Raw genomic sequence first — 23,723 nt, forward strand, 5'->3', positions numbered from 1 at the left:
CTGTCAACCACCAAGGAATTTTTCGTTATGAAAAAGAGCCCACTCGCCGTTGTGCTGAGCGCACTGGCTACTGCTGCACTCTGTTTGACTGCTACGCCAGGTACCGCTGCTGCGTCGCCGTCGGCGGAGGCCTCGAGCTCAGGCTCCAGTTTGTCCTCAGAAGATGGCAGCTCTAGTTCAAGCTCTAGCCGTGATGCGGTTGGGGCGCGAGGGGATTCCACAAACCCAGGTAAGCAATTGGTCACAATGGGGGATTCGTTTACCGCTAACGGCCACGTTCGTGGTTTCCGCTGGTTGCAGCGGGGAACACCGCAAGAAAGTTTGGGGTCTTCGTCTAGTTCGAGTGATTCCGGTAAAGGTTTTGTCCGGCCGGTTGAATTAGGCCTGAGTGGGTGTGGACAGGATCCAGATAACTGGCCACGTCAGTTGGCAGGCATGACTGGGCGTAGCTTGGGTGATTACTCATGCAACGGTGCAACTTCCCGCAGCGTCGTTGAGCATCAGCTCGAGCAAGCTTTGCGCGATGGCAATATCGGCCCGGCTACCGAGGAAGTTGTGATTGCGGTGGGCGGCCTTGATCCGTGGCGGTTTAAATTGGATGAGATTCCATTTCCGTACCCGCAGGCAGTGATTGACCGCTACAAAGCGCGGGTAGCGAATATCACTCACCAGGTGCGTGAGCTCGCACCGAATGCGCGGGTGACTATACCTTCGTATTTGAGTGTTTCCTCACCGCAAGGTCACGTTTGTTTCGTCAATGTGATCCCGAATCAGCCGCTGGGCTTTATCGTGCCGGGCGCACGCCAGGTGGAAGCAGCTCTGGCGAATGTGCAACGGGAGGCGGCAGCGGAGGCGGGCGCGCGATTCGTTGACGTTCGTGCCGCAACGCGTGATCACCACACCTGTGCGCCCGATGCTGAGCGTTATGTATCTGCGGTGTGGCTGGATATTACTTCGCCAACCCACACCATGGCTATGCACCCGACAACCAAGGGTTCGCAAGCTATTGCTGTTGAAATTGCGCGTTAACTTCCGCATATGCATATAGCCTTGGATGGTGCGAGTAATACACCCTGGCACACCGTAATTTCCGGTATGGCAGGGTATTTGTGTGTGCAACTGCGCCAGCACAATTCATGCGATTTCTGTGGATAACTGTATTTATTCACAACCAGGCGGCCGCCGTGATTGGTTCGGCCATGGTTTCCCCTGACACTTGGTGTTACCAGCGCAGATCGCGTTGGTTACCGAAAGATTTGGAAGGGGAGCGCACATTATGTCGCAACACCACATCACCATCACCGGTCGGATTACCCAAGAGCCCAGCCTGCGTCGCGTCGCTGGAGGGAATTGCGTGCTTGATATGCGCGTTGCCTCCTCGCGTGCGGTGCGTGACGAGGAACAAGAGTCCGGATGGCGGGATTATGACAATCTGTTTCTGGACGTTGAAGCCTGGGGGCAATTGGCTGTTAACACAGCTGCGAGCTTGCACAAAGGGTACCCAGTAGTGCTGGTGGGGTCACTGGTGACCCAGCAGTGGGAGGATAATGAGGAAAAGCGACACTCGAAAACGGTGTTGAAAGCCACTCACATTGCCCCAGACCTTGCACACTATGCCGCAGCCCTAACCAAGAGGAAAGCAGATCGTGATGACAATGGCGGGGTGGTTCTTAACGTCGAAGGCGTCGTCTTTGATCAGGATGCGCTTGCTGGCCCATCTGTATCTGGGTTTACGGACAAATCAGCGACTCCGTTTGGCGAACAATCAGCAACGGATAATAAGAAAGCAAACAAGCAAGCTACAGAAAACGCCGCAGTACCTGTCGGTGCACACTAGTTAGCCACAGTGACGCCTATATCGTGCGGGATCCGTGGTGGGGCGGCAGTTAAAGTCATGTATTCTCGTCAGAGATAAAGATTTAGTGTCGTTCCACCTAATTTCGCGAAGGGGAAATATGGGCGAGTTCATCTATACGATGAAAAATGTACGCAAAACTGTTGGTGACAAGGTCATTCTTGACGACGTCACCATGGCTTTTTACCCCGGCGCAAAGATCGGCGTCGTTGGCCCGAACGGTGCCGGCAAGTCGTCGATTTTGAAGATCATGGCCGGAATGTCTGAACCATCCAACGGCGAAGCATTCTTGGATCCGGGCGCTACCGTCGGCATCCTGCAGCAGGAGCCACCGCTGAACGAAGAAAAGACCGTTCGCGGCAACGTAGAAGAAGGTCTCGGCGAGATCTTTGAAAAGAAGCAACGCTTTGAAGCCATTGCAGAAGAGATGGCCACCAATTACACCGATGAGCTCATGGAAGAGATGGGCAAGCTCCAGGAAGATCTGGATAACGCGGATGCGTGGGAAGTCGATTCCAAGATTGAACAGGCTATGGAAGCGCTGCGCTGCCCGCCTTCGGATGAGCCTGTCACTAACCTTTCCGGTGGTGAGCGCCGTCGTGTAGCTCTCGCGAAGCTGCTGTTGTCGGAACCAGACTTGCTGCTTCTCGACGAGCCAACTAACCACCTAGATGCCGAGTCCGTGCATTGGTTGGAAAAGCACCTGGAAAACTACCCAGGTGCGGTTTTGGCAGTGACCCACGACCGCTACTTCCTGGATAACGTTGCGGGCTGGATTTGTGAGGTTGACCGCGGCAAGCTGCACCCTTATGAAGGCAATTACTCGACCTACCTGGAAAAGAAGCAGGAGCGTCTGCAGGTTGCTGGTAAGAAGGATGCCAAGCTGCGTAAGCGTTTGAAGGATGAGCTGGAATGGGTTCGCTCTGGTTCCAAGGCGCGCCAGGCGAAGAACAAAGCGCGTTTGGAGCGCTACGAGGAAATGGCTGCCGAGGCCGAGCAGTACAAGAAACTGGACTTCGAAGAAATCCAGATCCCTACGCCTCCGCGTCTGGGCAACAAGGTTGTCGAAGCAGACAACCTGACCAAGGGCTTTGGCGACCGTACCTTGATCAAGGATTTGTCGTTCACCTTGCCACGCAATGGCATCGTGGGCGTGATTGGTCCCAACGGTGTGGGTAAGACCACGCTGTTCAAAACCATCGTTGGCCTGGAAGAAGCAGATGCGGGCAAAGTCAGCGTCGGGGAGACAGTGCAGCTGTCATATGTAGACCAGAACCGGGAAAACATCGACCCAGAAGCAACCGTCTGGGAGGTTGTTTCCGGTGGGCTGGACTATATCCACGTGGGCCAGAACGAAATGCCTTCGCGCGCGTATCTTTCTGCCTTTGGTTTCAAGGGCCCAGATCAGCAAAAACCATCCAAGGTGCTTTCCGGTGGTGAGCGTAACCGCCTGAACCTGGCGTTGACGCTGAAAGAGGGCGGAAACCTGATTCTGCTTGACGAGCCAACTAACGACTTGGACGTTGAGACCTTGGGTTCGCTGGAAAATGCGCTGGAGAAATTCCCGGGCTGCGCCGTGGTTATTTCCCACGATCGCTGGTTCTTGGACCGTACTTGTACCCACATTTTGGCCTGGGAAGGCAATGTGGAAGAAGGCCAGTGGTTCTGGTTCGAAGGTAACTTTGGTGACTATGAGAAGAATAAGGTGGAACGACTCGGCGAGGAAGCTGCTCGTCCATCCCGTGTCACCCACCGTAAGCTGACTCGCTAACGCTCTCAGTAGTAGTAGCAGGCGAGCACTCTAGAAAGGTTTCCAAGGTTTTCCATGGCAGATAACCCGGCAATTCATCAATATCGTGTGCCTTTGCGCTGGTCGGATTTCGACCGCTACGGGCATGTGATGAACGCCAATTATGTGGAAATCGCCCAAGAGGCTCGCCTGGCGTATAAAGAGGCTTATTTTGATCCCGCCGGGATGGAAGATTTTGCAGCTTTTGTGCGCAAACTGGACCTAGACTTCCGCAAACCGATTGAGCCGGAAGGCAATTCGGTGTTGTTGGTGGAATCGCAGGTCGTCGAGGTAGGCAATTCTTCTTTTGTGACCCGACAGGAGATCAAGGACAAACATGGGCGTATTGCTTGCGTGGTTGAAACGGTCTCTGTGGCTGTGGATATGGATACGCAGATGCCGCGTCCGTTGACGGAGCAAGAACGTGAAGTCATGCGTTTGGAATCGACTCTTGCGAAAGCTGCTGATAAAGCAGAAGCAGAATCGGGTTCTGCACCCAGCGCTGGGGGAGTCCAGGCGGACTCGTTGGGTGATGAAATCAGCTACGACGACGAAATTTCCTATGGCGATGAGGTCGACTACGGTGATGAAGTCGATTATGGGGACGAGGTCGGCTACGGCGACGAAGTCGATTATGGCGATGAGATTGGTTACGACGATTAATGTCTGAATCCCTCGAAATCACAGCAGGTGGCCCTGGGCTACGCGCATTGGTTTCGCGTGCCGTTGGCTTGGATGCGAGCGCATCGGCACGGTTCCGCGTCCTCAAAGACGACGTCGGGGACGGTGACCTCATTGATGTTTTCGTGACCACTCCTTTTGAAGTGGTTGCTTGCCGCCGTATCAAAGGCACAGTATCCCGGGATGGGGCTGTGGTGGCAGCCAGTACGTTGCTGCACTGTTTGGAAACCGGACAGACTCATCTAGGGCCTGCCCGTGATACTTCCTGGCCAGGTGCGTTGCCGCCGGCTGAGGGATTTCAATTATTGGATAATTTGCCGGTGCATGTAGTGCGCGAACTCGCCGATAAAGGCCGGGATCTGGCCCGGCAATTTTCTGGGCCGATGGGCCCACCACAGAGTTTGATGAACCAAACCGTGCTTACTGTGCAACCGGAAACCGCTACCGACCAGCACAGTGAATTCACAGTAAATTCCCAGCCTGTAGGTGTTGGCAGCAGTGAAGAAGTAGAAATCCCAATGCGGATGATTTTCGCTTGCACAAACTTAGGACTAATCCCCGGCTTCTCGGCGCCCATGAATATTCCGCGTCACCTGCGGGTTTCTGCACAAGGCCGCTGGGCTCGTATAGATGCTCCCTTTGGTAGCGTCTATCATGCGCGCGGGTTGTCAATGCTGTTTTAGCCCCAAGTCGGGTTGTAGTAGGGGCAGAACGCCCCGTAAAGCAACAGTTATTTTCCAACGAAAGACTGCCGCTCACGCTGGTTTCACAGCGTAAGCGGTATTTTTTCGGCATTCTGAACTTTCGGCCAGAGAACTGCCCGGAAGTCGGAAGTAATACTGCAAGGATCTTTCAGTAACACGCGTTAGGGTTGGGGGTATGCCAGATACTGTCCAACACAGACCAGCCGTCACTGGGCGCATCATCGGAATTGATGTCGCCCGTGGCATCGCCTTGCTGGCGATGATCATCGCTCATTTATACCCGCTCAAAGGTTTCGCTGGAGCGTTCCTCGAAGGCTTTCCGTCGGCCCTATTCGCGGTTCTTTCCGGAATATCGATGACTATCATATTCAGCAAGCGCGGCGCCGTCGATGTTTTTATTCGTGGTGTCATTCTCGTGCTCATCGGCATCGTGGTTACCCCGTATGCCGGAACCATCATTGTGGTACTCAAAGCACTGGGTATTGGGTATATCGTGTTCGCATTACTGCAAATCCCACGCTGGTCCACGAAGTGGGTAAGCCTCGGATTCATCGTATTGCTCGCAGTATCTGGCATCGTGCGCGTGATTACGCTGCACACCACCTTGCATGCGTTGTTGCGTGAGCCGTATCCCATCGTGATGTGGCTGGCCTACATGGCGGCAGGTGTACTGTTTGCTCACTGGTTGCGTGCCAACAACTGGCAGGTCACGCCATTTTCCACCAGCGGGTTCCTAGCTGCTGCTGTGGGGGTTGTGATCTCCGTGCTGGGCGTGTTGGCTCGCGATTGGGTGGATTCGGCATATGCCGTCGCCACGCGAAACAACCTCGGGATTGCCGTGCACGGATTCTTGGACGCGAAGCCGCACAGCGGCGGGCTTGTCGACGGGCTAGCCACCATAGCAGGTTCGCTCACCATCATCTTGTTGTGCCTGTTGCTCGTCCAGACTGACCGTTGGGTCTTCCCACTCAAAGCAATGGGATCCATGGCCCTGACGGTGTATCTGGGACACGTGATTTCCGCCGGCATCATCAACCGTGGACACATCGCTACGCAGTACCCAGAGCTGGCCATCGCCACCGTCGTGGTCGCGGTCGTCGGCACGAGTATCTGGGCAATGTTCTTCCGCTATGGCCCGCTGGAATACGTGCTCGGAAAGGTGGCGCGCACAGGATCTCAGGCCGTGAATGGCCTGAGCGGCAAGCGAAGTGATAGCCACAGCAACAATCATCGTGGATAGCCACCGCGACAGCATAATCCCGACTAATAACTAATACCGATTCCGTAAAGAAAGAAGCTCATTATGTCTCAGACTTCTAAGAACTCCAAGACCTCCCGTTTGCTGGCCATCGCCGCCCCAACCTTGGCTCTTGGCGCCACGCTGGCTGCCGCCGCACCTGCGCAAGCCTTGATCAGCGACCAATTCGCTGAAGACTCCGTGCACGCTAACGCGGTGGTCTCTGAACAAATCGGCGATGACGGCGACGAGGACGGAAACTGCACCGGTACCGCGGTGGCGGATTATTGGGTGGTGACCGCACGGCACTGCCTGGAAAACTCCGAAACCCCGGGCGGTAGCGTTCGCATTGGCCAAGGTGATGATCAAAAGCGGGTGAAGGTTGCGGACTGGTACAAAGCTCCAGCTGGTGATATCGGGTTGATTCGTACCGCGGAGCCAATTGGTTTGAAAGAATACCCGGAGATCATGCAAGAAACCCCGGCTGAGGGCGCAATCGAATCTTATGGCTGGTCTTCAGAGGGCACCGGCAAAACTGAGAAATTGCCCAAGGCAGATGGCAAGATCACAGAGCTGAATAACTTCGCGTTATTCGGCGGTGAGCAGGCTGCAATTGCTCGTCTAGATAATGATGCGGAATTCCAGCAAGGCGATTCCGGCGGACCGGTATTCATGGACGGCAAGCTTTATGGTGTGCTTTCGGCAGCGTTTAACCCAGATGATCCAGAGTCGACAACCTCCCCAGAATCTGTGGTGGCTCCTGCAGCAGAAAGCTACGACTGGATGATTCAGACCATGACCGAGCAGTCTGAATCCGTCAGCTCTGAGGAAGCAAATGTTTCGCAGGGTGGCGGCAATACATCCACCGACAGCACTACCTCGGCTGCTGGGGAATCTGCAGATGATTCCAGCAATACCACCTGGTGGCTGCTTGGCGGCGGTGCGGTACTGGTAGCGCTGGTTGTCGGTTTGGGTATTGCGCGTAAGCCGAAGAAGTAGTAGGGCAGTGCTAGTGCAACGGAGCTAGCCCAGCGGTGCTTTCTCAACGGTGCTAAGGCAACGATGCTAGTGCAAGGGTGATATCGCCTGGTCGAGAACTTCGGCTAGGCGTTTATTGCTGCCGGTAGCTTGGCTATAAAATCGGGCGTGCACGAAGGCCTCGCGCAGATAATTCTTTTCGGCTAGCCTGCGGTATTGCTTGCGGGCATCCTCGTGCATGATTTCCGTGCCCGGATAATAGGTGAAAGCCATCGTTGGATTATCGGGGTCATCTGGGTGTAAAACATTAGGGCCTTCTTTAGTCATCCACCCGTGTGGGCCGACGCGAGGTTCCCCAGCCCAGTCATACACATCCTGGAAGATGTAGCCGTGAATTGCCTTCATATGTGCGTAGTCGAAATTGCCTGTAATTGGCCTTAGTCTGAACTCATGCATCCGAAGAAAGCTTGCAGCCTCTTCTTTGGCGTGCAATATATTCGGGTTTGGCTCACCGTACGGCTTGCCTGGGGCACAAAATTTATTACGGACCGTTTTGGTACCGGGAATGTAGTAATCTTCCCAGCTATTATATCCCCACCGCTGTTCTGGCATTAGAACCCATCGATGTGGGCGAGGGCGCGTTGCGCAGCTTCATCACCGGAGATTTCTCCACTAGCAATTAACCGCCCAAGATCGCGGATATAGGGATCGGAAGCTGAATGACCAGCTGCTCCAAGTGCGGCATCAGCAAGCGTTTGAGCTTCGGCAACATCTTCTGATTCCGTGATGACAGCGCTAGATTGAGCAGTCGCAGTGCTTGCTTTGGTCCCCGGCGCAGAACGCCGCAAAGGTACAGACATAAGAAAACCTCCGAGTTTCTCGTGCATTCTAGTTTACCCGGAAGGGCTTTAGAATGCAGGAGCTTCCTCGGAGGTTTTCCCAGCTCAGATGCTCATTTCAGGCGCCTAGTTCAGAGACTATTGCACCGATTGGCGCTCGCATGCCTTTAGCGCATGGTTAGCGCAAATTTAGCGCTTCGGCACGTAGCTGCCCTCGTGTTGGTATAGCTCCGAACCTTGCTCGCGGAACTCTTGGGCCTTTTCTTCCATGCCCTCTTCGGAGGCAGCCCGACCATTGGCTTCCGCTACAGCAGCAGCGACATCATCGTCGACGGGCTTTTGGAAGGCTGGCATGCCCAGATCTGCCATATCGTCGCTGAAGGCATCGCGAATATCTTGGCTAATGCGCATGGAACAGAACTTCGGGCCACACATTGAGCAGAAGTGCGCGGTTTTCGCAGGCTCCGCTGGCAGGGTTTCGTCGTGGTAGGCCTGCGCGGTGTCTGGGTCTAGCGACAACGCAAACTGGTCGTGCCAGCGGAATTCGAAGCGTGCCTTCGACATGGCATCGTCCCACTCGTGCGCGCCAGGGTGCCCCTTGGCGACGTCTGCCGCGTGCGCGGCCAGCTTGTAGGTGATAACACCGGTTTTGACGTCGTCACGGTTCGGCAATCCCAGGTGCTCCTTTGGCGTGACGTAACACAGCATTGCGGTGCCGCCCATCGCGATATTGGCAGCGCCGATCGCTGAAGTGATGTGGTCATAGCCAGGGGCAATATCGGTAACCAACGGCCCGAGAGTATAAAACGGGGCGTCGTTGGTCCAGGCCTGGGCGTGCTCGTTGTTGACCTGCACCTTGTCCAGTGGAACGTGGCCGGGGCCTTCGACCATCACTTGCACGTCGTATTCCCAGGCACGCTGGGTCAGCTTGCCGATGGTCTTCAGCTCCGCAAACTGCGCGGCGTCGTTGGCATCAGCAATGGAACCCGGGCGTAAGCCGTCGCCCAGTGAGAAGGCGATGTCATAGCGGGCGAAGATCTCGCACAGCTCGTCAAAGTTCTCGTACAGGAATGATTCCTTGTGGTGGGCCAGGCACCATCCGGCCATGATGGAACCGCCGCGGGAAACGATGCCGGTCACGCGTTTGGTGGTCATCGGGATGTATGGCAACAGGACGCCGGCGTGGATAGTCATGTAGTCCACACCTTGTTCTGCCTGCTCAATGACGGTATCGCGGAAGATCTCCCAAGTAAGATCCTCAGCCACACCGTTGACTTTTTCCAGTGCCTGGTACATCGGCACGGTACCGATCGGAACCGGCGAGTTACGCAAAATCCATTCGCGGGTGGTGTGGATGTCATCGCCGGTGGATAGGTCCATCACGGTATCTGCACCCCAGCGGGTGGCCCAGCGTAGCTTAGAGACTTCTTCTTCAATCGAGGACGTCACCGCAGAGTTGCCGATGTTGGCGTTGATTTTGGTGAGGAATTTCCGGCCGATGATCATTGGCTCGGATTCCGGGTGGTTGATGTTGTTCGGGATGATCGCCCGGCCACGAGCGATCTCGCTGCGGACAAACTCCGGATCGCAGTGTTCGCGCAACGCAACAAACTGCATTTCCTTGGTGATGATGCCTTGGCGCGCATAGTGCATCTGGGTGACAGTTTTGCCTTCTTTGGAACGCAGCGGCGGGCGCGATTCGCCCTTCCATTCCTGGCTAGCGGCGCCACGGCGTTGTGCGGAGCGGCCGTCGTCGGCAAGATCGCGTCCACGGCCTTCGTATTCTTCCACATCGTCGCGGTCCTTGATCCACTGCAAACGCAGCGGCTTGAGCCCACGGTGCACATCGGCCTGTGGGCCGCGGGTGCGGTAAACGCGGAAAGGCTTGTTGGGGCCAGTGGGGGAATCATCAAGCTGAATCTCGGTTTCTGGAACTTCCAGGTCACCCTCGCGAATCGGGGAGTAGGAGTGCTTGAAATGAATCTCGTCTTCGGGGGCAGCGGTGTGCGCGTCATGGTTCGCCACAGTGCCCACCTCCTTCCTACGTTGGTACTAACCAACAGGTTCGAACGGTGCTCACGCGGTATTAGCGTGATCTCAGCCCTGTACCAGCAGGGCACCCGTGTGTGGTGCGTAAACTTGTCGACGGCTGCGTCCTGCGGGGCCTAGGGTAGGCGCGCTGTGTTTTGGAAAATCGATAGCTTTATCGAGAAATTTCAAAATTGTGGCGCATTTCGCAAAACCGTTGGTGCTAGCTTACAACACGTACCCTAGTGTAAGGCAAAGAGCTTTCGGCACCACCCCTTGTCGGAAACTCGTAATGCATGCCTGATGCACGAACATGCACAAAGCAACCAGAATTGAGGATCAATCCTATGAAAATTGGTGTTCCCGCAGAAATCATGAACAGTGAAGGCCGCGTGGCGTTGAGCCCAGCGGCGGCCCAGGCCCTTGTCGACGACGGGCACGAGGTGCTCATCCAGTCCGGCGCAGGCGAAGGCTCCAGCTACGTCGATAGTGACTACACCGACCGTGGCGCCACCATCGTCGATACTGCAGCCGATGCGTGGGCTGCCGAGATGGTGCTGAAGGTCAAAGAACCATTGCAGGAGGAATACCAGTACCTGCGCGAGGACTTGCTGCTGTTCACCTACCTGCATCTGGCTGCTTCGCGTGAGCTGACCGACGCGCTAGTGCAGGCCGGAACCACGGCGCTGGCTTATGAAACTGTGACCGATAAAAACGGTGCCTTGCCACTGCTGACCCCAATGTCGCAGGTCGCTGGCCGTTTGGCTGTGCTGGAAGGCTCCCACCATCTGCTTTCGCACCACGGTGGCCGAGGCGTACTGCCTTCCGGTGTGCCGGGAACCAAGGCGGGCCGTGTTGTTGTGATCGGCGGTGGCCAGGTTGGTGCCTCGGCAGTGGCTATGGCGCATGGCCTGCGCGCAGAAACCACCGTGCTGGATATTGATGCTGGTACGTTGGCCCGTTTCGACGATCAGTACGCGGGAACTGTGCGCACCCAGATTTCTGATCCAGTGACTATCGAAGAAGAGCTGCTGGAAGCTGATCTGGTGATTGGTGCTGTTTTGGTTGCTGGTGGCAAGGCACCGAAGTTGGTGTCGGAAGATTTGATCAAGCGCATGAAACGTGGTTCTGTGCTGGTGGACGTGGCGATTGACCAGGGTGGTTGCTTCGAGCCTTCCCGTAAGACGAGCCACCAGGATCCCGTGTTCCGCGTTGGTGATGCGTTGATGTACTGCGTGGCGAACATGCCTGGTGCGGTGGCTAATACTTCGACACGTGCACTGACTTCCGCAACACTGCCGTATATCCGCGCGGTTGCCGCAGGTGGCGTGGATCAGGCTATTGAACGTTTCCCAGGTTTGGCGGATGGCCTGTCTACCCGTGATGGCCAGCTGCTGTCCAAGCCGGTACGTGAGGCCTTCGACTGGAAGGATTAGTAGTTCTGGACATGCGAAAACGCCCCCGGCCGAAAGTGGTTGGGGGCGTGATTTCTGCGCTTTTAGCTACGTGCTTTACGACGCAATTTGAGCCGTGCGTGTAGTCATTAGGCTACGAAGCGACGACGTGCGAAGAATGCAACAGCGCCGAGCAGTGCCATAACAGCAACTGCGGCCATGCCGCGAGCAACGGTGTTGTTACCGGTCTCTGCAGCCATACCACGTGGGGCAGTCTTGGTTACGCCAGTGGTGTCGATGTCAGCAGCCTTGCCAGCCTCGGCTGGGTTAGCCTTGGCAGCGTCGGTCTTCTGCTTGATGTCGGCGCCGTGCTTCTGCAGCAGTTCTTCGGACTTCTTCTTCTCTTCTGCGGTTGGCTCAGCATTGACGCGGTCCTTGGACGGAACCAGGGTCTTGCCATCCTTGTTCAGGAAGTGCCAAACACCGCCGATGAGCAAGCCCAGGCCTGCCAGTCCGGCTACGAGGCCAGCAGCTGCGGCTGCGTTGCTGCTGCCTGGGGCGCCTGGTGTAGTTGCTTCGCAAATCTGGCTTGCATCCTTGATGTCACCGCGCGCGGTGTTCCACAGGTTGCGATCCTTCACGTAGAACGGGGTTTCACCGGTCTCGTTGAGGTAGCAGGTGGTGCCGTTAATTTCTTTGGTCTTTGGCAGAGCGCCGAACTCACCGTCGATGGCAGGGTCAACGTAGCCCAGGATCTTGTTCGCTGGAACCTGTGCACGTGGGGTGTTCCACAGTGCGGAATCGCTGACGTAGAACGGCTCGGCGCCGGTCTCGTTCAGGTAGTAGGTAACGCCATCGACAACCTTGGTCTTAGCTGGGGCGCCAACTTCCTCGCCCTCGTTGTTAGTGGCAGGAGGTTTTGTGTCGGTCCCGGTTACATTGTTATCCGGGTTTGCATCGGCTGCAGTTGCTACGCCGAGTACGACTCCAACTTGTTCAGCTTCTGGGCGTGGGCTGTGGATGTGAGTAGGGTCGCTTACGTAAAAAGGTTCGTCTGGATCTGTTGTGTTCAGGTAACCAGTTTTGCCGTCAAAGTCTTTGGTGGCTTTTGGCGTGGTTATGTGTGTATCGGTCTCCTGTGCATCAGCGACAGGCAGAGAGGATAGGGACAGTGAGCCGGCCATCAGAGCGGCGATGGCGAGCTTGGTTGAGTTCTTCATAGAATGCTCCTGGGGAAGGCTTGGGTACAGAACCAACTGCTGCACAGGATAATTTTGCAGCTCGGATTTTCACATTAGTCACTTCCCTCACTTCCGCAAGCCAATTATTCGGGTGTGCTGATTGGAAGCTGGGAATAGGGGGTGAAATTCGAGTGGTGTAATTCTGTCGGTGTTGAAGGCAAAATTCAGATTTGGTACTGGAGATTTCCTATACCGTATGGCGGGTGTGAATCCTCCACAGGAGCTCCCATAGATTCGTTAAAACCCCGTATCAACTGGGTGTTCCGGTGCTGGATCTTCCATGGCAGGCTGTGGCGCGTTGTTTGTTACGCCTTCGTACTGCCAACCAACCACTGCGTTGCGGATAGAGGTTTGAAACAGCGGTTGTACGCAGCTGATTGTCAGTAATCTGCCGGGGGTGGCAGATTCGCCCCAAATATTTGGGTCACCTGCAAGCAGCTCTTTTTGTGGAGAATGCATGTCCGTTGCTTCGTACACCAACCACTGATCCCCGGAGGTGGCAGTGCGCAGATACAATTTGTCTCCCATTGAGACTTTGTGTTCATCGTTGCTGCCGTCGTAAAGCTCATCAAAAACCCCGGCGACTCCAGCACCGGTATGGCCAGCGATCACGACGATGTCATCGGCATCGGTGCCAGGCAAGGAATACGGGCGGTCGTCGGCAGTATAGGTACAAGCATATTCCATGGTCGCCGGGTCAATCGCACCGTCTTTCACCCGGCAGGCTTCATCTTCGAACACTGCGTACATGTCCAAGGCCGGAATCATCATTTCCACGGCCGGGGCAGGTTCAATATGCGTCACAGGTTCGGGGACAATCTCTTTAGCAACCACCTTATCCAACTCTTCTTGTGGTGGCCGCTCAATCTGGCTAGCACCAAAAATCGTTCCTACAAGCACCAAGAGCACGGTCAGAACGGTTCCCGTGCCAACACGCTTGGGGTTTTCACGAGCAAAAACCGCTAGCTCATTGGAATAGCCCGCAGCTTTTTCCATGATGAGTGGGGCACTGGTGGGCTTTGCATGGCGCGGGAGGTGTTGAGACATGAGAAAAGCTCCGGAAAGTGCGGCGGGCAAACGCGGTGGCTAAAGAAAACTAATGGCTTAATGCTAAACAATATTCTCGTCAGTCCCGAAAGTAACAGGCCGTGTGGGTGCTAAAAGGGGCGAAACTGTCTGTGAAAATTGCAGCATCTGCAGGTACGCCAAAGCCCCAGGGCAACTTCCCGCAATTTGGGGAATCCCTGGGGCTAAAATCTTCCGGGCTTAACTACCTGACTGACTAATGGTTAGCGCAAACCTAAATCGCGGCGCAGGATGCCAACATCAGGTTTCTGTGGGCTTTGCTGACCAGCATCTCCTGGGTGCCCGGGGTGTTGCCCGGCGTGCTCAGTCTGGCCGGACGCCGTGAGCGGTTCGTCGGGCATATTCCGCAGCATATACGCCAGTTTCTGCATGTGGTTCCAGATGGCTGCGCGGTATTCCTCCGGAATGGTTTTCTCATCGATCTTGTCTAATGAGCGGCCCATCAACTCGAGCCAACGCTCTGCTGCAGCGGTATCAATCGGAAATTCCGCGTGCCGCATCCGCAACCGGGGCGAACCGCGGCGTTCATTGAACAGCTTTGGGCCACCCCAAAACTGCACTAAGAACCACAGCAGGCGGTCGCGGGCACCGGCGAAATCCTGTTCCGGGTACATCGGCGCCAGTATGTCGTCGTCAGGAACCTGGGCGTAGAAACCGTCGACAAGCGTCTCGAAGGTTTCCATTCCGCCGACGGCTTCAAAGACAGAACCCGGGCGTTCACCGGAGCGAATATCTTGGCTATGACTGTGAGCGTCCAAGTGGCTCGCCTCCTGGGCCAGCAATACCAATGCCGTATGGGTATGGAGTCTTGATACCGGCCTCAGCCAGCTCGTTCATGATCAAACCGTTCATCACGCGCATAACGTGCCACTGCTCGCCAGGCATGGTAATCACAGAAACGCGGTAGGACAGGTAATCCGGGTTGAACTCGGAAGCACCCTGAATTTCTGGAGCTTCCATGATCTCGTTGGCGCACCGCTCGTCGGCAGCAGCCTTGGCCATGGCTTCGGTAAGCACCTTCCAGACCTTGTTTTGGTCGTTGCTGTGGCTGACCGGAATCTGGAAACGGGCGATCGACCAATCGCTGGAGTGGTTTGCGACCTTCAAAATCTCACCATTGCGCACGTGCCACAGCGCACCGTCGATATCGCGCAGGGAAGTGATACGCAGCGAAATTTCTTCGATCTCGCCCATGGTGCCGTCGCCCAAGTCGACGACGTCGCCGATGCCGTACTGGTCTTCGATCAGCATGAAAATACCGGACAGGAAGTCCTGGACCAGCGATTGTGCGCCAAAACCAAGGGCGACACCGACGATACCTGCGGAAGCAATCAGTGGGCCGACGTTAATGCCGACAACGTCCAAGATCGCGATGACGGCCCAGACCCAGACAAAAATGGCGACGGCGGATTTTGCCACCCCGGAAAGCGTCTTGATGCGCGATTTCCGGCGGTTCTCCCGCGATTTTTCCATCAGCCGGATCTGATGCATCTTCTCCGGATCAGGCTCCGGAATCTCATGAGAATTTCGTGATTCGGAACGAGACTCGGGGGCCTTCTTGCGGCCATCTTTCATGTTGTGGTTGGCCAGTTTGTTGATGGCGCGCACCAAAATCCAGTGCGCCAGCAACGCGAAGAGGATAATCAAGCCAATGTAGATCGGGCGTTGGAACAACCAGGCCTGGGTCTCTGGGTTATTCCACCAATTGTTGACAGTATTTACTGTTTCTTCGGCAGAAGGTACCGAAGGAACAGAATTTGATGCGAGTTGAAAAATATTCGTGCTCATCTCATCCTTAACTCTTTGCTTTGGCAATCGATTTCCGCTGCAACTTCGGCCATCTTACGGAATTTCGCTGCAAGTTTCCTGTGAGTGTTGCGGTGATTTCCGCAATACGGTCCGCCCATCTGGATTATGGTGGAAGGCATGAATTCACCTGCAGAAAATAATCTGACCCCGCACCGGATTCCCGCACCGGAGTACCCGGCTGCGCACCATAAACTCACCGAGGATGCTAAGGCTGATTACCTCAACGGCTTTAGCTCGGCCGCGATCCACGCTGGTTACGAGCCGGACTCACACATCGGTTCCGTCAACGTTCCGATTTATGCCTCCACAACCTACGCCCAGGATGGTTTGGCCAGCCTGCGCGGCGGTTTCGAATACGGACGCGTGGCTAACCCGACGGTACGCAGCCTGGAAACTACCCTGGCTGCTTTAGAAAAAGCCCCGTATGCTCGTGTGTTTTCCTCGGGCATGGCAGCCACCGATACTTTGCTACGCATTCTGTTGCGCCCAGGCGACCACATGATTCTAGGTAACGACGCCTACGGCGGAACCTGGCGCCTGATCGAGTCTGTCTTCAAACCGTGGGGGATTGATTACACTGTCGTCAACACGTGCGATGTTGACGAGCTGGCAGGCGCGATCCGCGAAAACACCCGCGTGATCTGGTTGGAAACCCCCACCAACCCGGCGCTATCCATCAGTGATATTTCTGCCATCGCTAAGGTCAAAGGTGGCGCCTCCCTGGTAGTCGACAACACTTTCGCTTCCCCATACCTGCAAAACCCGATCAGCTTGGGGGCAGATCACGTGCTGCATTCGACTACCAAGTATTTGGGCGGGCATTCCGACGTCGTCGGTGGTGCAGTGGTCACCGCTGATAAAGACGTCGACGCCGAGTTGCTGTGGTTCCAGGGGGCCGTCGGTTCTATTGCCTCGCCTTTCGACGCCTACCTCACCACCCGAGGCATCAAAACCCTGTCGGTGCGCATGGACCGGCACTGCGATAACGCAGAAAAGATCGCGGAGTTTTTCCAGTCCCGCCCAGAGATCAAATCCGTGCTGTATCCCGGCCTTGCAGATCACCCAGGCCACGAGACCGCCGCCAAGCAGATGAAGCGCTATGGCGCGATGATGTCCGTGCGCTTCCACAGCGAGGAAGCAGCGAAACAATTCTGTCTGAACACCACGCTGTTCCTACTGGCAGAATCGCTCGGTGGCGTGGAGTCTCTGGTAGAACACCCAACCAGCATGACGCACGTTTCCGCCGAAGGCTCCGAACTTTCCCCACCAGCTGATCTGGTGCGCCTGTCCATCGGCATCGAGGACATCGACGATCTCATTGCCGACCTCACGCACGCATTGGACAAACTGGACGAAAAATAGCTTGGACGAGAAATAGCGTAGAAATCTAGCCGAAAAACTAAGGAGTCGAAATGGCACAGGAAGAGCAAACGCAACCAGAACAATCCCAGTCCGAACAGCCACGTAAGATTGCCGTTGTTACCGGAGCAACCGGTGGCATGGGCCGTGAGATCGCCGCTGATTTGAGCAAAGACCACCAGGTGTACGCATTGGGTCGCAACCAAGAAGGCCTCGACGCGCTCGCGGAATCTGCCAACATCACCCCGGTGCACGCTGATTTGGTGGCAGAATTGCTTGCCGACGACGCGCAGCCCGGCACTCAGCTTGCCGACGTCCTCGGCCTGGACACAGTCGACGTTGTTGTCCACGCTGCGGCGATTGCAGAAAAGAAATCCGTTGATGATGCCACCCCGGCTGATTGGCGCAAACACTTCGACATCAACGTTTTCGCTGCCGCAGAGCTGACCCGCCAGCTGCTGCCAGCCCTGCGGAAAACCGAAGGCGATGTCATCTACATCAACTCCGGAGCCGGCCACGGTGGGCATCCGAACAATGTCGTGTACGCCGCCACCAAGCACGCGCTGTACGCCGTGGCAGATTGCCTGCGCAAGGATGAACGCGATATCCGCGTGACTACCGTCGCGCCGGGCCCTACGGATACCGCGATGTTGGAAGGCTTGATGGGCGACTACAACGCTGAGCACATGATTGCTCCGGCGGAAGTAGCCCGTGCCGTGCGTTCCTGTGTGGAGGCGGGGCCCACCACGCAGTTCACCGAGCTGCGGGTGCGCCCGCGCATTGAGCTAGCAGACCGTTAGCGCCACTAGCTCGCGGCAAGCACGCGGAGTAATTACTCAGTAATTACTCCCCGCGGTCGATGCGCTGGTTGCGCAGGGCACGAGCAGTGCGATCGCGGCCTTCGAGTACCAGCCGGCGCAAGCCAGCGGGCATATCGCCAGCCAGGAAGTCGTCGGCACGCTGCAAGCCTTCTTCCGTCTTGTCCCACGTTGGGTAGGTGCCGGTCAATACGGCCAGCGCCATTTCTGGGGAGAACTCGGCCCAGACTTTCTGCGCGTCGGCGAAGTATGCCTCGTTGAATTGCTCCAGGTGCTTCGCCGAACCCGTAAAGGTCAGCCCCAGCATCTTGAAGCGGGCTTCCAAGTTGCCCAACTCCCCGGTGCGCAGTTCGTCCCAGATGCGCTTCTTGTTCTCGTCGCTGTTGATAGCGGCCTCGACCTGGAGCGCAGCCTGCGCGCCAGACGAGGTTTTGTCCAGCTCGCGCTGTTGGGCGATCTTTTCGCGCACGGCGGCTTCCTCACCGATGGCGCCATCGGCAGCCAGCGCGGTCAGCGCCTTCCAGCGCAGGCCGGCGTCCTCGTCATTATCCAGGATGCCCTGCAGGTAGGCGCGGGTGGAATCAACCAACGGCAGGTGAGACAGAGTCTTGATGAATATCAAGGCGCGGTCTTCGCTGCCGTTTTCGGCGGCATCCTGGAACGCCTCACCGAGGAGTTGCGCGCCTTCGGCGTCGGCCCAGTCTTGGTCCGCATAGGCCGTGAGAGCGGTGACAGCCTGACCAGTGATGCGTTCCAGCACCGCCATTTCGGTTTCTGCCTGCGCACCGCGGGCGACCAGCTGCACGAAATCCCGTGCCTTCAGGCTGCCGTCGCGGGTCATCTCCCAGGCGGCAGACCAGCACAAAGTGCGCGCCATCGGGTCGGCGATCTTATCGATGTGCTGCAGCAGGGTTGCCAGGGAGCGCTCGTCGAGTTCTGGTAGGCAGTAGGTCAGGTCATCGTCGTTGACCAGCACGAGGTCTGCAACTGGTGCGCCGACCAGCTCGTCGACGTTGGTGAACTCGCCGTCGATATCCAGCTCGACGCGCTTGGTGCGCACCACCTTCTGCGACTGTTCGTCGAAACGGTACAGGCCCACGGCGATACGGTGGGTACGCAGGGTCTCGCCGGCCTGGTGCACGGCAAAAGACGTGTAGGTCTTGCCATCATCCTCGGTGCGGGCAGCCAAGGTGTTGACACCGGTGGTTTTCAGCCACTGCTGCGCCCACCAGCTCAGATCACGGCCGGAGGCGTCCTCCAAGTGGCCCAGCAGATCTTCGAAAGTGGCGTTGCCGAATTTGTGCGCTTCGAAGTGGCGACGCACACCGGCGAAGAATTCTTCGCGGCCGACATAAGCTTGCAGTTGTTTCAGCACCGAAGCGCCCTTGGCGTAGGTGATGCCGTCGAAGTTCTGCTCGACGGTCTCGATGTCCGAGGCGTCGGTGGAGATCGGGTGCGTCGTCGGCAGCTGATCCTGCTGGTAGGCCCAAGATTTCTCGATGTTTGCGAAGGTGACCCACGCGGTGTCGTACTGGGTTTCTTCGGCCTGTGAGATCGCCGAGGCCCAAGTGGCAAAGGATTCGTTGAGCCACAGATCATCCCACCACTGCATGGTCACCAGGTCGCCGAACCACATGTGCGCCATTTCGTGCAAGAACGTATCGGCACGACGTTCGTACTGGTAGTGGGTGGCCTTGTTGTGGAAGACGAACTCGTCGCGGTGGGTGACGCAACCGGCGTTTTCCATCGCGCCCATGTTGAATTCTGGGCACAGCACCTGGTCGTATTTGCCGAATGGGTAGGCAATGCCGAAGTTGCGGTGATAAAAATCAAAGCCCTGCTTGGTTTCGGTGAACAGGCGCTCGGCATCGAGGTGCTTGGCCAGCGATTGGCGGCAGAACAGTGCCAGCGGCACGGAAATTTCGCGCTCTTCTTCGCTGGTTTCCGGGTGCGCGGTGAGCGTGCCTGTCCATTCGTCGCTGACCTGGTAGTAGTGGCCGGCGCACACAGCGATCAGGTAGGTGGAAAGCTGGTAGCCGATCCGTGAATTCCACTCGCGGGAATCGCCATTATCGGTCACCGTGGAGGTCTCGTTGGTGATCACAGTCCAGTCGCGCGGGGCGGTGATGGAGAAATCGTAGGTTGCCTTCATATCTGGCTGGTCGAAGCACGCCAGGATGCGCTTGGCATCGGCAGTTTCACACTGTGAGTACAGATAAACCCGGTCATCAGCAGGGTCGACGAAGCGGTGCAGACCCTGCCCGGTGCGCGAATAAGGAATACGTGCGGTGACATCGACGCTGTGGCGGCCTGGCTCCAGCCCCTGCAGCGGAATTCCATGCTCGGCGTCGTACTCAGTCGGCTTCTCGACGCCGTCGATAAAAAGCTCCACGATTTCGTCGGCACGCAAATCCAGGAAGGTATCTGCCTGCTGGCCTTCACGAACTTCGAAGTCGACGACGGTGTGGGAGGTAAAGAATTTCTCGGAGACGGTCAGATCCAGCCCCACCTTGTAGTTGTGGACCTTGATCTGCTGCGAGCGCTGCTGGGCTTCATCGCGCGTTAAATTAAGAGAAGTCATGGAATGAATTACCTTTCTTCTGCGTTGTAGTAAATACTGTGGCTGGTCGATGTTGCGGCCAATGCCACAGAATTATTAGGTCATGAAGTTGTTCGCACCCAGCTTAATGTCTCCGTAGGATCAGTGGTGGCGGATTTACTCTATGACTGGATAAATGATGACCGGATAAGTGCACATGATCGCACATGAACATCGCACATGAACTAGGCATTGTGTGCGGGCTAATTTGTCCCGTAGGAAAAATCCCGAATGAAGAATTAAGGAGAATACAATGGAAACCGTACGTTTTTGGTTTGATGCTTCCTGCCCGTTTGCATGGCAGACTTCTCGCTGGATGAAGGAAGTTGAGAAAGTCCGCGACGTGCAGGTCGAGTGGATGCCGTTTTCGCTGTCCGTGCTGAATGAGGGCGCAGATATTCCGGCCGATTATGCCGAGATGATGAAGGCCAACTGGGGCCCAGCCCGCGTTGCTGCCGCGTTGAAAGATCAGCACCCTGACAAGGTTGATGCCTATTACACGGCCTTGGGCACCTTGATTCACAAGCAAGGCAACGGTGGTCAAAAAGGCTACGGCGCTTACGACGATTTGATCGTGCAGGCTTTGCAAGACATCGACGCCGACGTCGAGCTGGCGAAACTGGCAAATAGCGACGAAGTTGATGAGAAGCTGCGCGCATACCACCAGCAGGCCATTGACTTGGTCGGTAATGATGTGGGAACTCCGGTAATGCAATTGGGTGATGCGGCGTTCTTCGGCCCAGTTATTACCCGTGTTCCAGAAGGCGAAGAAGCTGGGGAACTTTTCGACGCCGCGCTGCGTTTAGGACAGTACCCATACTTCTTCGAACTTAAACGTTCCCGAACTGAAAATCCACAGGTGTAACCATGTTTGGTACTTTTATTACTTCTCTGATCATCGCTGCTCTGGGCGGTGCCGCTGCCTTTTATTCTTGGCGGCAGAATGCCCTAGTGGCTCTGATTTCCGCAGGAGTGTGCTTGGTTGCTTCGATCATCGCCGTGATTACCGGCCTGGCTTCTACCGTGGCCGTCGTGTTCAAGCTTTTGCCGTGGCTGCTGCTGGCGTTGGGCATTTGGTTGGTCTACCGCATGATCACTAACCGCAATTCTGATGCGGGGGCAGAGACTCCAGTGCGCTAAGCATTCGTTCTCTCCGGGTGTGCACCACGCCACGCCTAAAAATTTAGCCGTCTGGTTTCTTCCAGGCGGCTATTATTGTGTGTATGCGCGTTTATCTTGGAGCAGACCACGCAGGTTTTGAGACGAAAAACCTGATCAAAGAACACCTGAACAAAGCTGGCTATGAGGTGATCGATTGCGGTGCGCACACCTATGACGCCGACGATGATTACCCAGCGTTTTGCATCGACGCAGCTACACGCACCGTTAATGATCCAGGTTCGCTGGGCATCGTACTGGGCGGTTCCGGAAACGGTGAGCAGATTGCCGCTAATAAGGTCGAAGGTGCACGCTGCGCACTGGCGTGGTCACCAGAAACCGCACGCTTGGCGCGTGAGCACAACAACGCACAGCTGATCGGTATCGGCGGACGCATGCACTCAGAGGAAGAAGCATTGCAGATCGTTGATGCTTTCTTGGATCAGGAGTGGTCGGCAGCGCAGCGCCACCAGCGCCGCATTGACATTTTGGCGGAATACGAGCGCACTGGTGTAGCCCCAGAAGTGCCAAGCGCCGAATAACTAGTAACTGAGGCTGCTCATGGAGCTTCCCGTAGAAAATAAGTGGCACCGCACAGATGAAGGTAAGCAAATAGCAGGAGTCTGTGCAGGCGTAGCGGAAACGTATGGAGTTAAAGCCGACACTGTTAGATGGTGTTATGTCTTAGCTTGTCTGGTAGGGGCCCCTATGATCTTCGTGTATCTATTTCAGTGGCTGGCTTACCCCAAATGGTAGATATTTGCTTTAACTCAGAATTTGTTGTCATCTGAAAACACCATGCACCCCATTGTTGAACCAACAATGGGGTGCTTGTTTGGCTTAGGCCTTGGTTTTAGAAGTCGAAGCCGAGGTCAAACAGGCCGCCGTCATCGCCGCCCCCGAATAGACCACCGCCGTCGTCCATACCTGCATCGTCCATGCCGCCCATGTCATCCATTCCATCCATGTCGCCGCCATCTGCGCCGTCCATGCCATCGGCGCCGTCGGCTCCAGCACCATCAGCACCGTCTAGGCCTTCGCCAGCCCCAGATTCAAAATCTTGAGCACTATAGCCAATGCCTGCCATGCCGGAAAACATCATGGAAAACATCATCGCCGAGCTCATGGCCCAGACGCCGGTCAGCAGTGCAGGTTCCCACCAGCGGGTGGAATACCAGCCAGCTGGAACTGGGCGTCCAGCGACTTTGCCGCCAGGGTAGTAGTGCGGGGCATCATCACTGGCTTTCGGTGAAGCGATGATGTGTTCACCTTCGTGGTCAATCTCGCGGCGTTCGGTGACCTTACCGGCATTGCGCTGGCCTTCTAGCGGTGGGATCTCCGGCCCAGTAGACATGCCCATGATCTCGCGTGCTGCGTTGGCATAGTGCATGCCCTCGAGCGCGGATTCGCGGGCCAAGCGGGCTTGCTTCACTGTGGTGGCAGAAGATAGCGCCGAGGCTGCCGCGTTGTGGCGCTCGGAGGCATCAGACATGGCTTGTTTCGAGGCGGTATCGGTGCCGTCGATGCTGTAGACCTGCGAGCCTAACCGGTCGATCCAGCGCTGTGCGTCGGCACGCGCGTCGTCCAGCTCATTCTGGTTATTTTGTTCTATTTGCTTTTTGTTATTCCGGCTGGCGACATAAAACGCGATGCCGACGCCAAGCAGAACGATCAACAGGATTTCCATGCTTATTCTCACTCCCAAAATGTTTTGTCGCCATTCTAACGATTCTGCGCGGCAGTGGTTGTGTCTGCGCGGAGGTGGTGCCAGTGGCGATGTGGTTGTGCCAGTGGGGTTATGGTGCTGAGCGATTTAAATAGGCGATTAATGGGACATAACTGCTGGAAACAGGAGGAGTTTGGCGCTATTGCGATTATGGTGTAGGCTATTGATCGCACCGCAAGGGTGTGTGGGAATGTCGTATAGTGGCTAATACCTCAGCCTTCCAAGCTGAAGACGCGGGTTCGATTCCCGTCATTCCCTCCACGTAATCCCGTGGGGCTGTTCGTTAGTGGAACTGAGAAAGTATCTGTAAAGATATATGCACTCAGTTGTAAGATCAGTCTCACGGGATTTTTCTGTTGCCAAATCGGCGTAGGCTGGAATGCTGTTGAACAATTACTCATAAACAGTGCATTCCAAGGAGC

General features: G+C 56.1%; 22 protein-coding genes, 1 tRNA gene, 1 pseudogene and 1 riboswitch. Of the genes and pseudogenes, 15 read left to right on the top strand and 9 right to left on the bottom strand.

Annotation, left to right across the window (positions count from 1 at the left end; all coding sequences use genetic code 11):
* The first annotated feature begins 27 nt into the window (after positions 1-27).
* From L9H78_RS02365 to L9H78_RS02395, 7 genes are all read left to right on the top strand, one after another.
* On the top strand, positions 28-1,029 hold the full coding sequence (locus tag L9H78_RS02365; protein ID WP_249620381.1) for a GDSL-type esterase/lipase family protein: 1,002 nt from the start codon (positions 28-30) through the stop codon (positions 1,027-1,029).
* 247 nt (positions 1,030-1,276) lie between these two features.
* A complete protein-coding gene (locus L9H78_RS02370; protein ID WP_249620382.1) occupies positions 1,277-1,837 on the top strand; it encodes a single-stranded DNA-binding protein in 561 nt (186 codons plus the stop codon).
* Between the two features lie 118 nt (positions 1,838-1,955).
* The gene (gene ettA / locus L9H78_RS02375) at positions 1,956-3,626 is read left to right on the top strand and encodes an energy-dependent translational throttle protein EttA (RefSeq protein ID WP_021352961.1); all 1,671 of its coding nucleotides are present in this window, start codon (positions 1,956-1,958) and stop codon (positions 3,624-3,626) included.
* A gap of 54 nt (positions 3,627-3,680) precedes the next feature.
* Positions 3,681-4,307, top strand: coding sequence for an acyl-CoA thioesterase (locus tag L9H78_RS02380; protein WP_249620383.1), 627 nt, complete (start codon positions 3,681-3,683; stop codon positions 4,305-4,307).
* Positions 4,307-5,008 carry a DUF8185 domain-containing protein gene (locus L9H78_RS02385; RefSeq protein ID WP_249618336.1) on the top strand — a complete coding sequence of 234 codons (702 nt, stop codon included), beginning with the start codon at positions 4,307-4,309 and terminating at the stop codon, positions 5,006-5,008. The genes L9H78_RS02380 and L9H78_RS02385 overlap by 1 nt, the downstream gene beginning before the upstream one ends.
* A gap of 196 nt (positions 5,009-5,204) precedes the next feature.
* Positions 5,205-6,269 carry a DUF418 domain-containing protein gene (locus L9H78_RS02390; protein ID WP_249620384.1) on the top strand — a complete coding sequence of 355 codons (1,065 nt, stop codon included), beginning with the start codon at positions 5,205-5,207 and terminating at the stop codon, positions 6,267-6,269.
* A 63-nt stretch (positions 6,270-6,332) separates the two neighbouring features.
* Complete coding sequence (locus L9H78_RS02395) at positions 6,333-7,265, top strand: trypsin-like serine protease (RefSeq protein ID WP_249620385.1); 933 nt, start codon at positions 6,333-6,335, stop codon at positions 7,263-7,265.
* Positions 7,266-7,331: 66 nt separating this feature from the next.
* On the opposite strand, the gene L9H78_RS02400 is transcribed toward L9H78_RS02395, so the two are convergent.
* The 3 genes from L9H78_RS02400 to thiC all read right to left on the bottom strand — a co-directional run bounded on the left by L9H78_RS02400 (position 7,332) and on the right by thiC (position 10,117).
* Complete coding sequence (locus L9H78_RS02400) at positions 7,332-7,649, bottom strand: hypothetical protein (protein WP_249620386.1); 318 nt, start codon at positions 7,647-7,649, stop codon at positions 7,332-7,334.
* A gap of 206 nt (positions 7,650-7,855) precedes the next feature.
* Complete coding sequence (locus tag L9H78_RS02405) at positions 7,856-8,104, bottom strand: hypothetical protein (protein ID WP_249620387.1); 249 nt, start codon at positions 8,102-8,104, stop codon at positions 7,856-7,858.
* 168 nt (positions 8,105-8,272) lie between these two features.
* Entirely contained in the window at positions 8,273-10,117 is a 1,845-nt protein-coding gene (gene thiC, locus L9H78_RS02410) for a phosphomethylpyrimidine synthase ThiC (RefSeq protein WP_283775222.1), read from the bottom strand.
* Positions 10,105-10,217: riboswitch (TPP riboswitch) on the bottom strand. Its footprint overlaps the gene before it by 13 nt.
* A gap of 241 nt (positions 10,218-10,458) precedes the next feature.
* Between thiC and ald the strand changes: the two genes are divergently transcribed.
* Entirely contained in the window at positions 10,459-11,547 is a 1,089-nt protein-coding gene (ald, locus tag L9H78_RS02415; RefSeq protein WP_249618341.1) for an alanine dehydrogenase, read from the top strand.
* Positions 11,548-11,654: 107 nt separating this feature from the next.
* Here ald and L9H78_RS02420 read toward each other — a convergent pair whose 3' ends face one another.
* The 4 genes and pseudogenes from L9H78_RS02420 to L9H78_RS02435 all read right to left on the bottom strand — a co-directional run bounded on the left by L9H78_RS02420 (position 11,655) and on the right by L9H78_RS02435 (position 15,620).
* Positions 11,655-12,725, bottom strand: coding sequence for a hypothetical protein (locus tag L9H78_RS02420; protein WP_249620388.1), 1,071 nt, complete (start codon positions 12,723-12,725; stop codon positions 11,655-11,657).
* A 258-nt stretch (positions 12,726-12,983) separates the two neighbouring features.
* Entirely contained in the window at positions 12,984-13,793 is an 810-nt protein-coding gene (locus L9H78_RS02425) for a hypothetical protein (protein WP_249620389.1), read from the bottom strand.
* Positions 13,794-14,173: 380 nt separating this feature from the next.
* Positions 14,174-14,563, bottom strand: a pseudogene (locus tag L9H78_RS02430) (globin domain-containing protein); the annotation flags it as partial.
* Positions 14,564-14,570: 7 nt separating this feature from the next.
* Positions 14,571-15,620: a mechanosensitive ion channel family protein gene (locus L9H78_RS02435; RefSeq protein WP_249618344.1), complete on the bottom strand. Its 1,050-nt coding sequence runs from the start codon at positions 15,618-15,620 to the stop codon at positions 14,571-14,573.
* A 138-nt stretch (positions 15,621-15,758) separates the two neighbouring features.
* Between L9H78_RS02435 and L9H78_RS02440 the strand changes: the two genes are divergently transcribed.
* Together L9H78_RS02440 and L9H78_RS02445 are read left to right on the top strand one after the other, a co-directional pair.
* Complete coding sequence (locus L9H78_RS02440; RefSeq protein WP_249620390.1) at positions 15,759-17,003, top strand: cystathionine gamma-synthase; 1,245 nt, start codon at positions 15,759-15,761, stop codon at positions 17,001-17,003.
* Between the two features lie 50 nt (positions 17,004-17,053).
* Positions 17,054-17,800: an SDR family oxidoreductase gene (locus L9H78_RS02445; protein WP_249620391.1), complete on the top strand. Its 747-nt coding sequence runs from the start codon at positions 17,054-17,056 to the stop codon at positions 17,798-17,800.
* A 43-nt stretch (positions 17,801-17,843) separates the two neighbouring features.
* Here the strand turns inward: L9H78_RS02445 and pepN are convergent, their stop codons facing one another.
* A complete protein-coding gene (gene pepN, locus L9H78_RS02450) occupies positions 17,844-20,399 on the bottom strand; it encodes an aminopeptidase N (protein WP_249620392.1) in 2,556 nt (851 codons plus the stop codon).
* A 271-nt stretch (positions 20,400-20,670) separates the two neighbouring features.
* Between pepN and L9H78_RS02455 the strand changes: the two genes are divergently transcribed.
* From L9H78_RS02455 to L9H78_RS02470, 4 genes are all read left to right on the top strand, one after another.
* The gene (locus L9H78_RS02455; protein WP_018120926.1) at positions 20,671-21,282 is read left to right on the top strand and encodes a mycothiol-dependent nitroreductase Rv2466c family protein; all 612 of its coding nucleotides are present in this window, start codon (positions 20,671-20,673) and stop codon (positions 21,280-21,282) included.
* 2 nt (positions 21,283-21,284) lie between these two features.
* Entirely contained in the window at positions 21,285-21,557 is a 273-nt protein-coding gene (locus tag L9H78_RS02460) for a hypothetical protein (RefSeq protein WP_249618348.1), read from the top strand.
* An 83-nt stretch (positions 21,558-21,640) separates the two neighbouring features.
* Positions 21,641-22,117, top strand: a complete 477-nt coding sequence (locus L9H78_RS02465; protein ID WP_021353173.1) for a ribose-5-phosphate isomerase — start codon at positions 21,641-21,643, stop codon at positions 22,115-22,117.
* Positions 22,118-22,136: 19 nt separating this feature from the next.
* Positions 22,137-22,331, top strand: a complete 195-nt coding sequence (locus L9H78_RS02470; RefSeq protein ID WP_049167494.1) for a PspC domain-containing protein — start codon at positions 22,137-22,139, stop codon at positions 22,329-22,331.
* 97 nt (positions 22,332-22,428) lie between these two features.
* On the opposite strand, the gene L9H78_RS02475 is transcribed toward L9H78_RS02470, so the two are convergent.
* The gene (locus L9H78_RS02475; RefSeq protein ID WP_249618349.1) at positions 22,429-23,262 is read right to left on the bottom strand and encodes a DUF1542 domain-containing protein; all 834 of its coding nucleotides are present in this window, start codon (positions 23,260-23,262) and stop codon (positions 22,429-22,431) included.
* 225 nt (positions 23,263-23,487) lie between these two features.
* Here L9H78_RS02475 and L9H78_RS02480 point away from each other — a divergent pair.
* A tRNA-Gly gene (locus L9H78_RS02480) sits at positions 23,488-23,562 on the top strand.
* Positions 23,563-23,723: the final 161 nt, after the last annotated feature.

Origin of the sequence: Corynebacterium pseudodiphtheriticum, from assembly GCF_023509295.1 — a bacterium.
Lineage (GTDB): Bacteria > Actinomycetota > Actinomycetes > Mycobacteriales > Mycobacteriaceae > Corynebacterium > Corynebacterium pseudodiphtheriticum.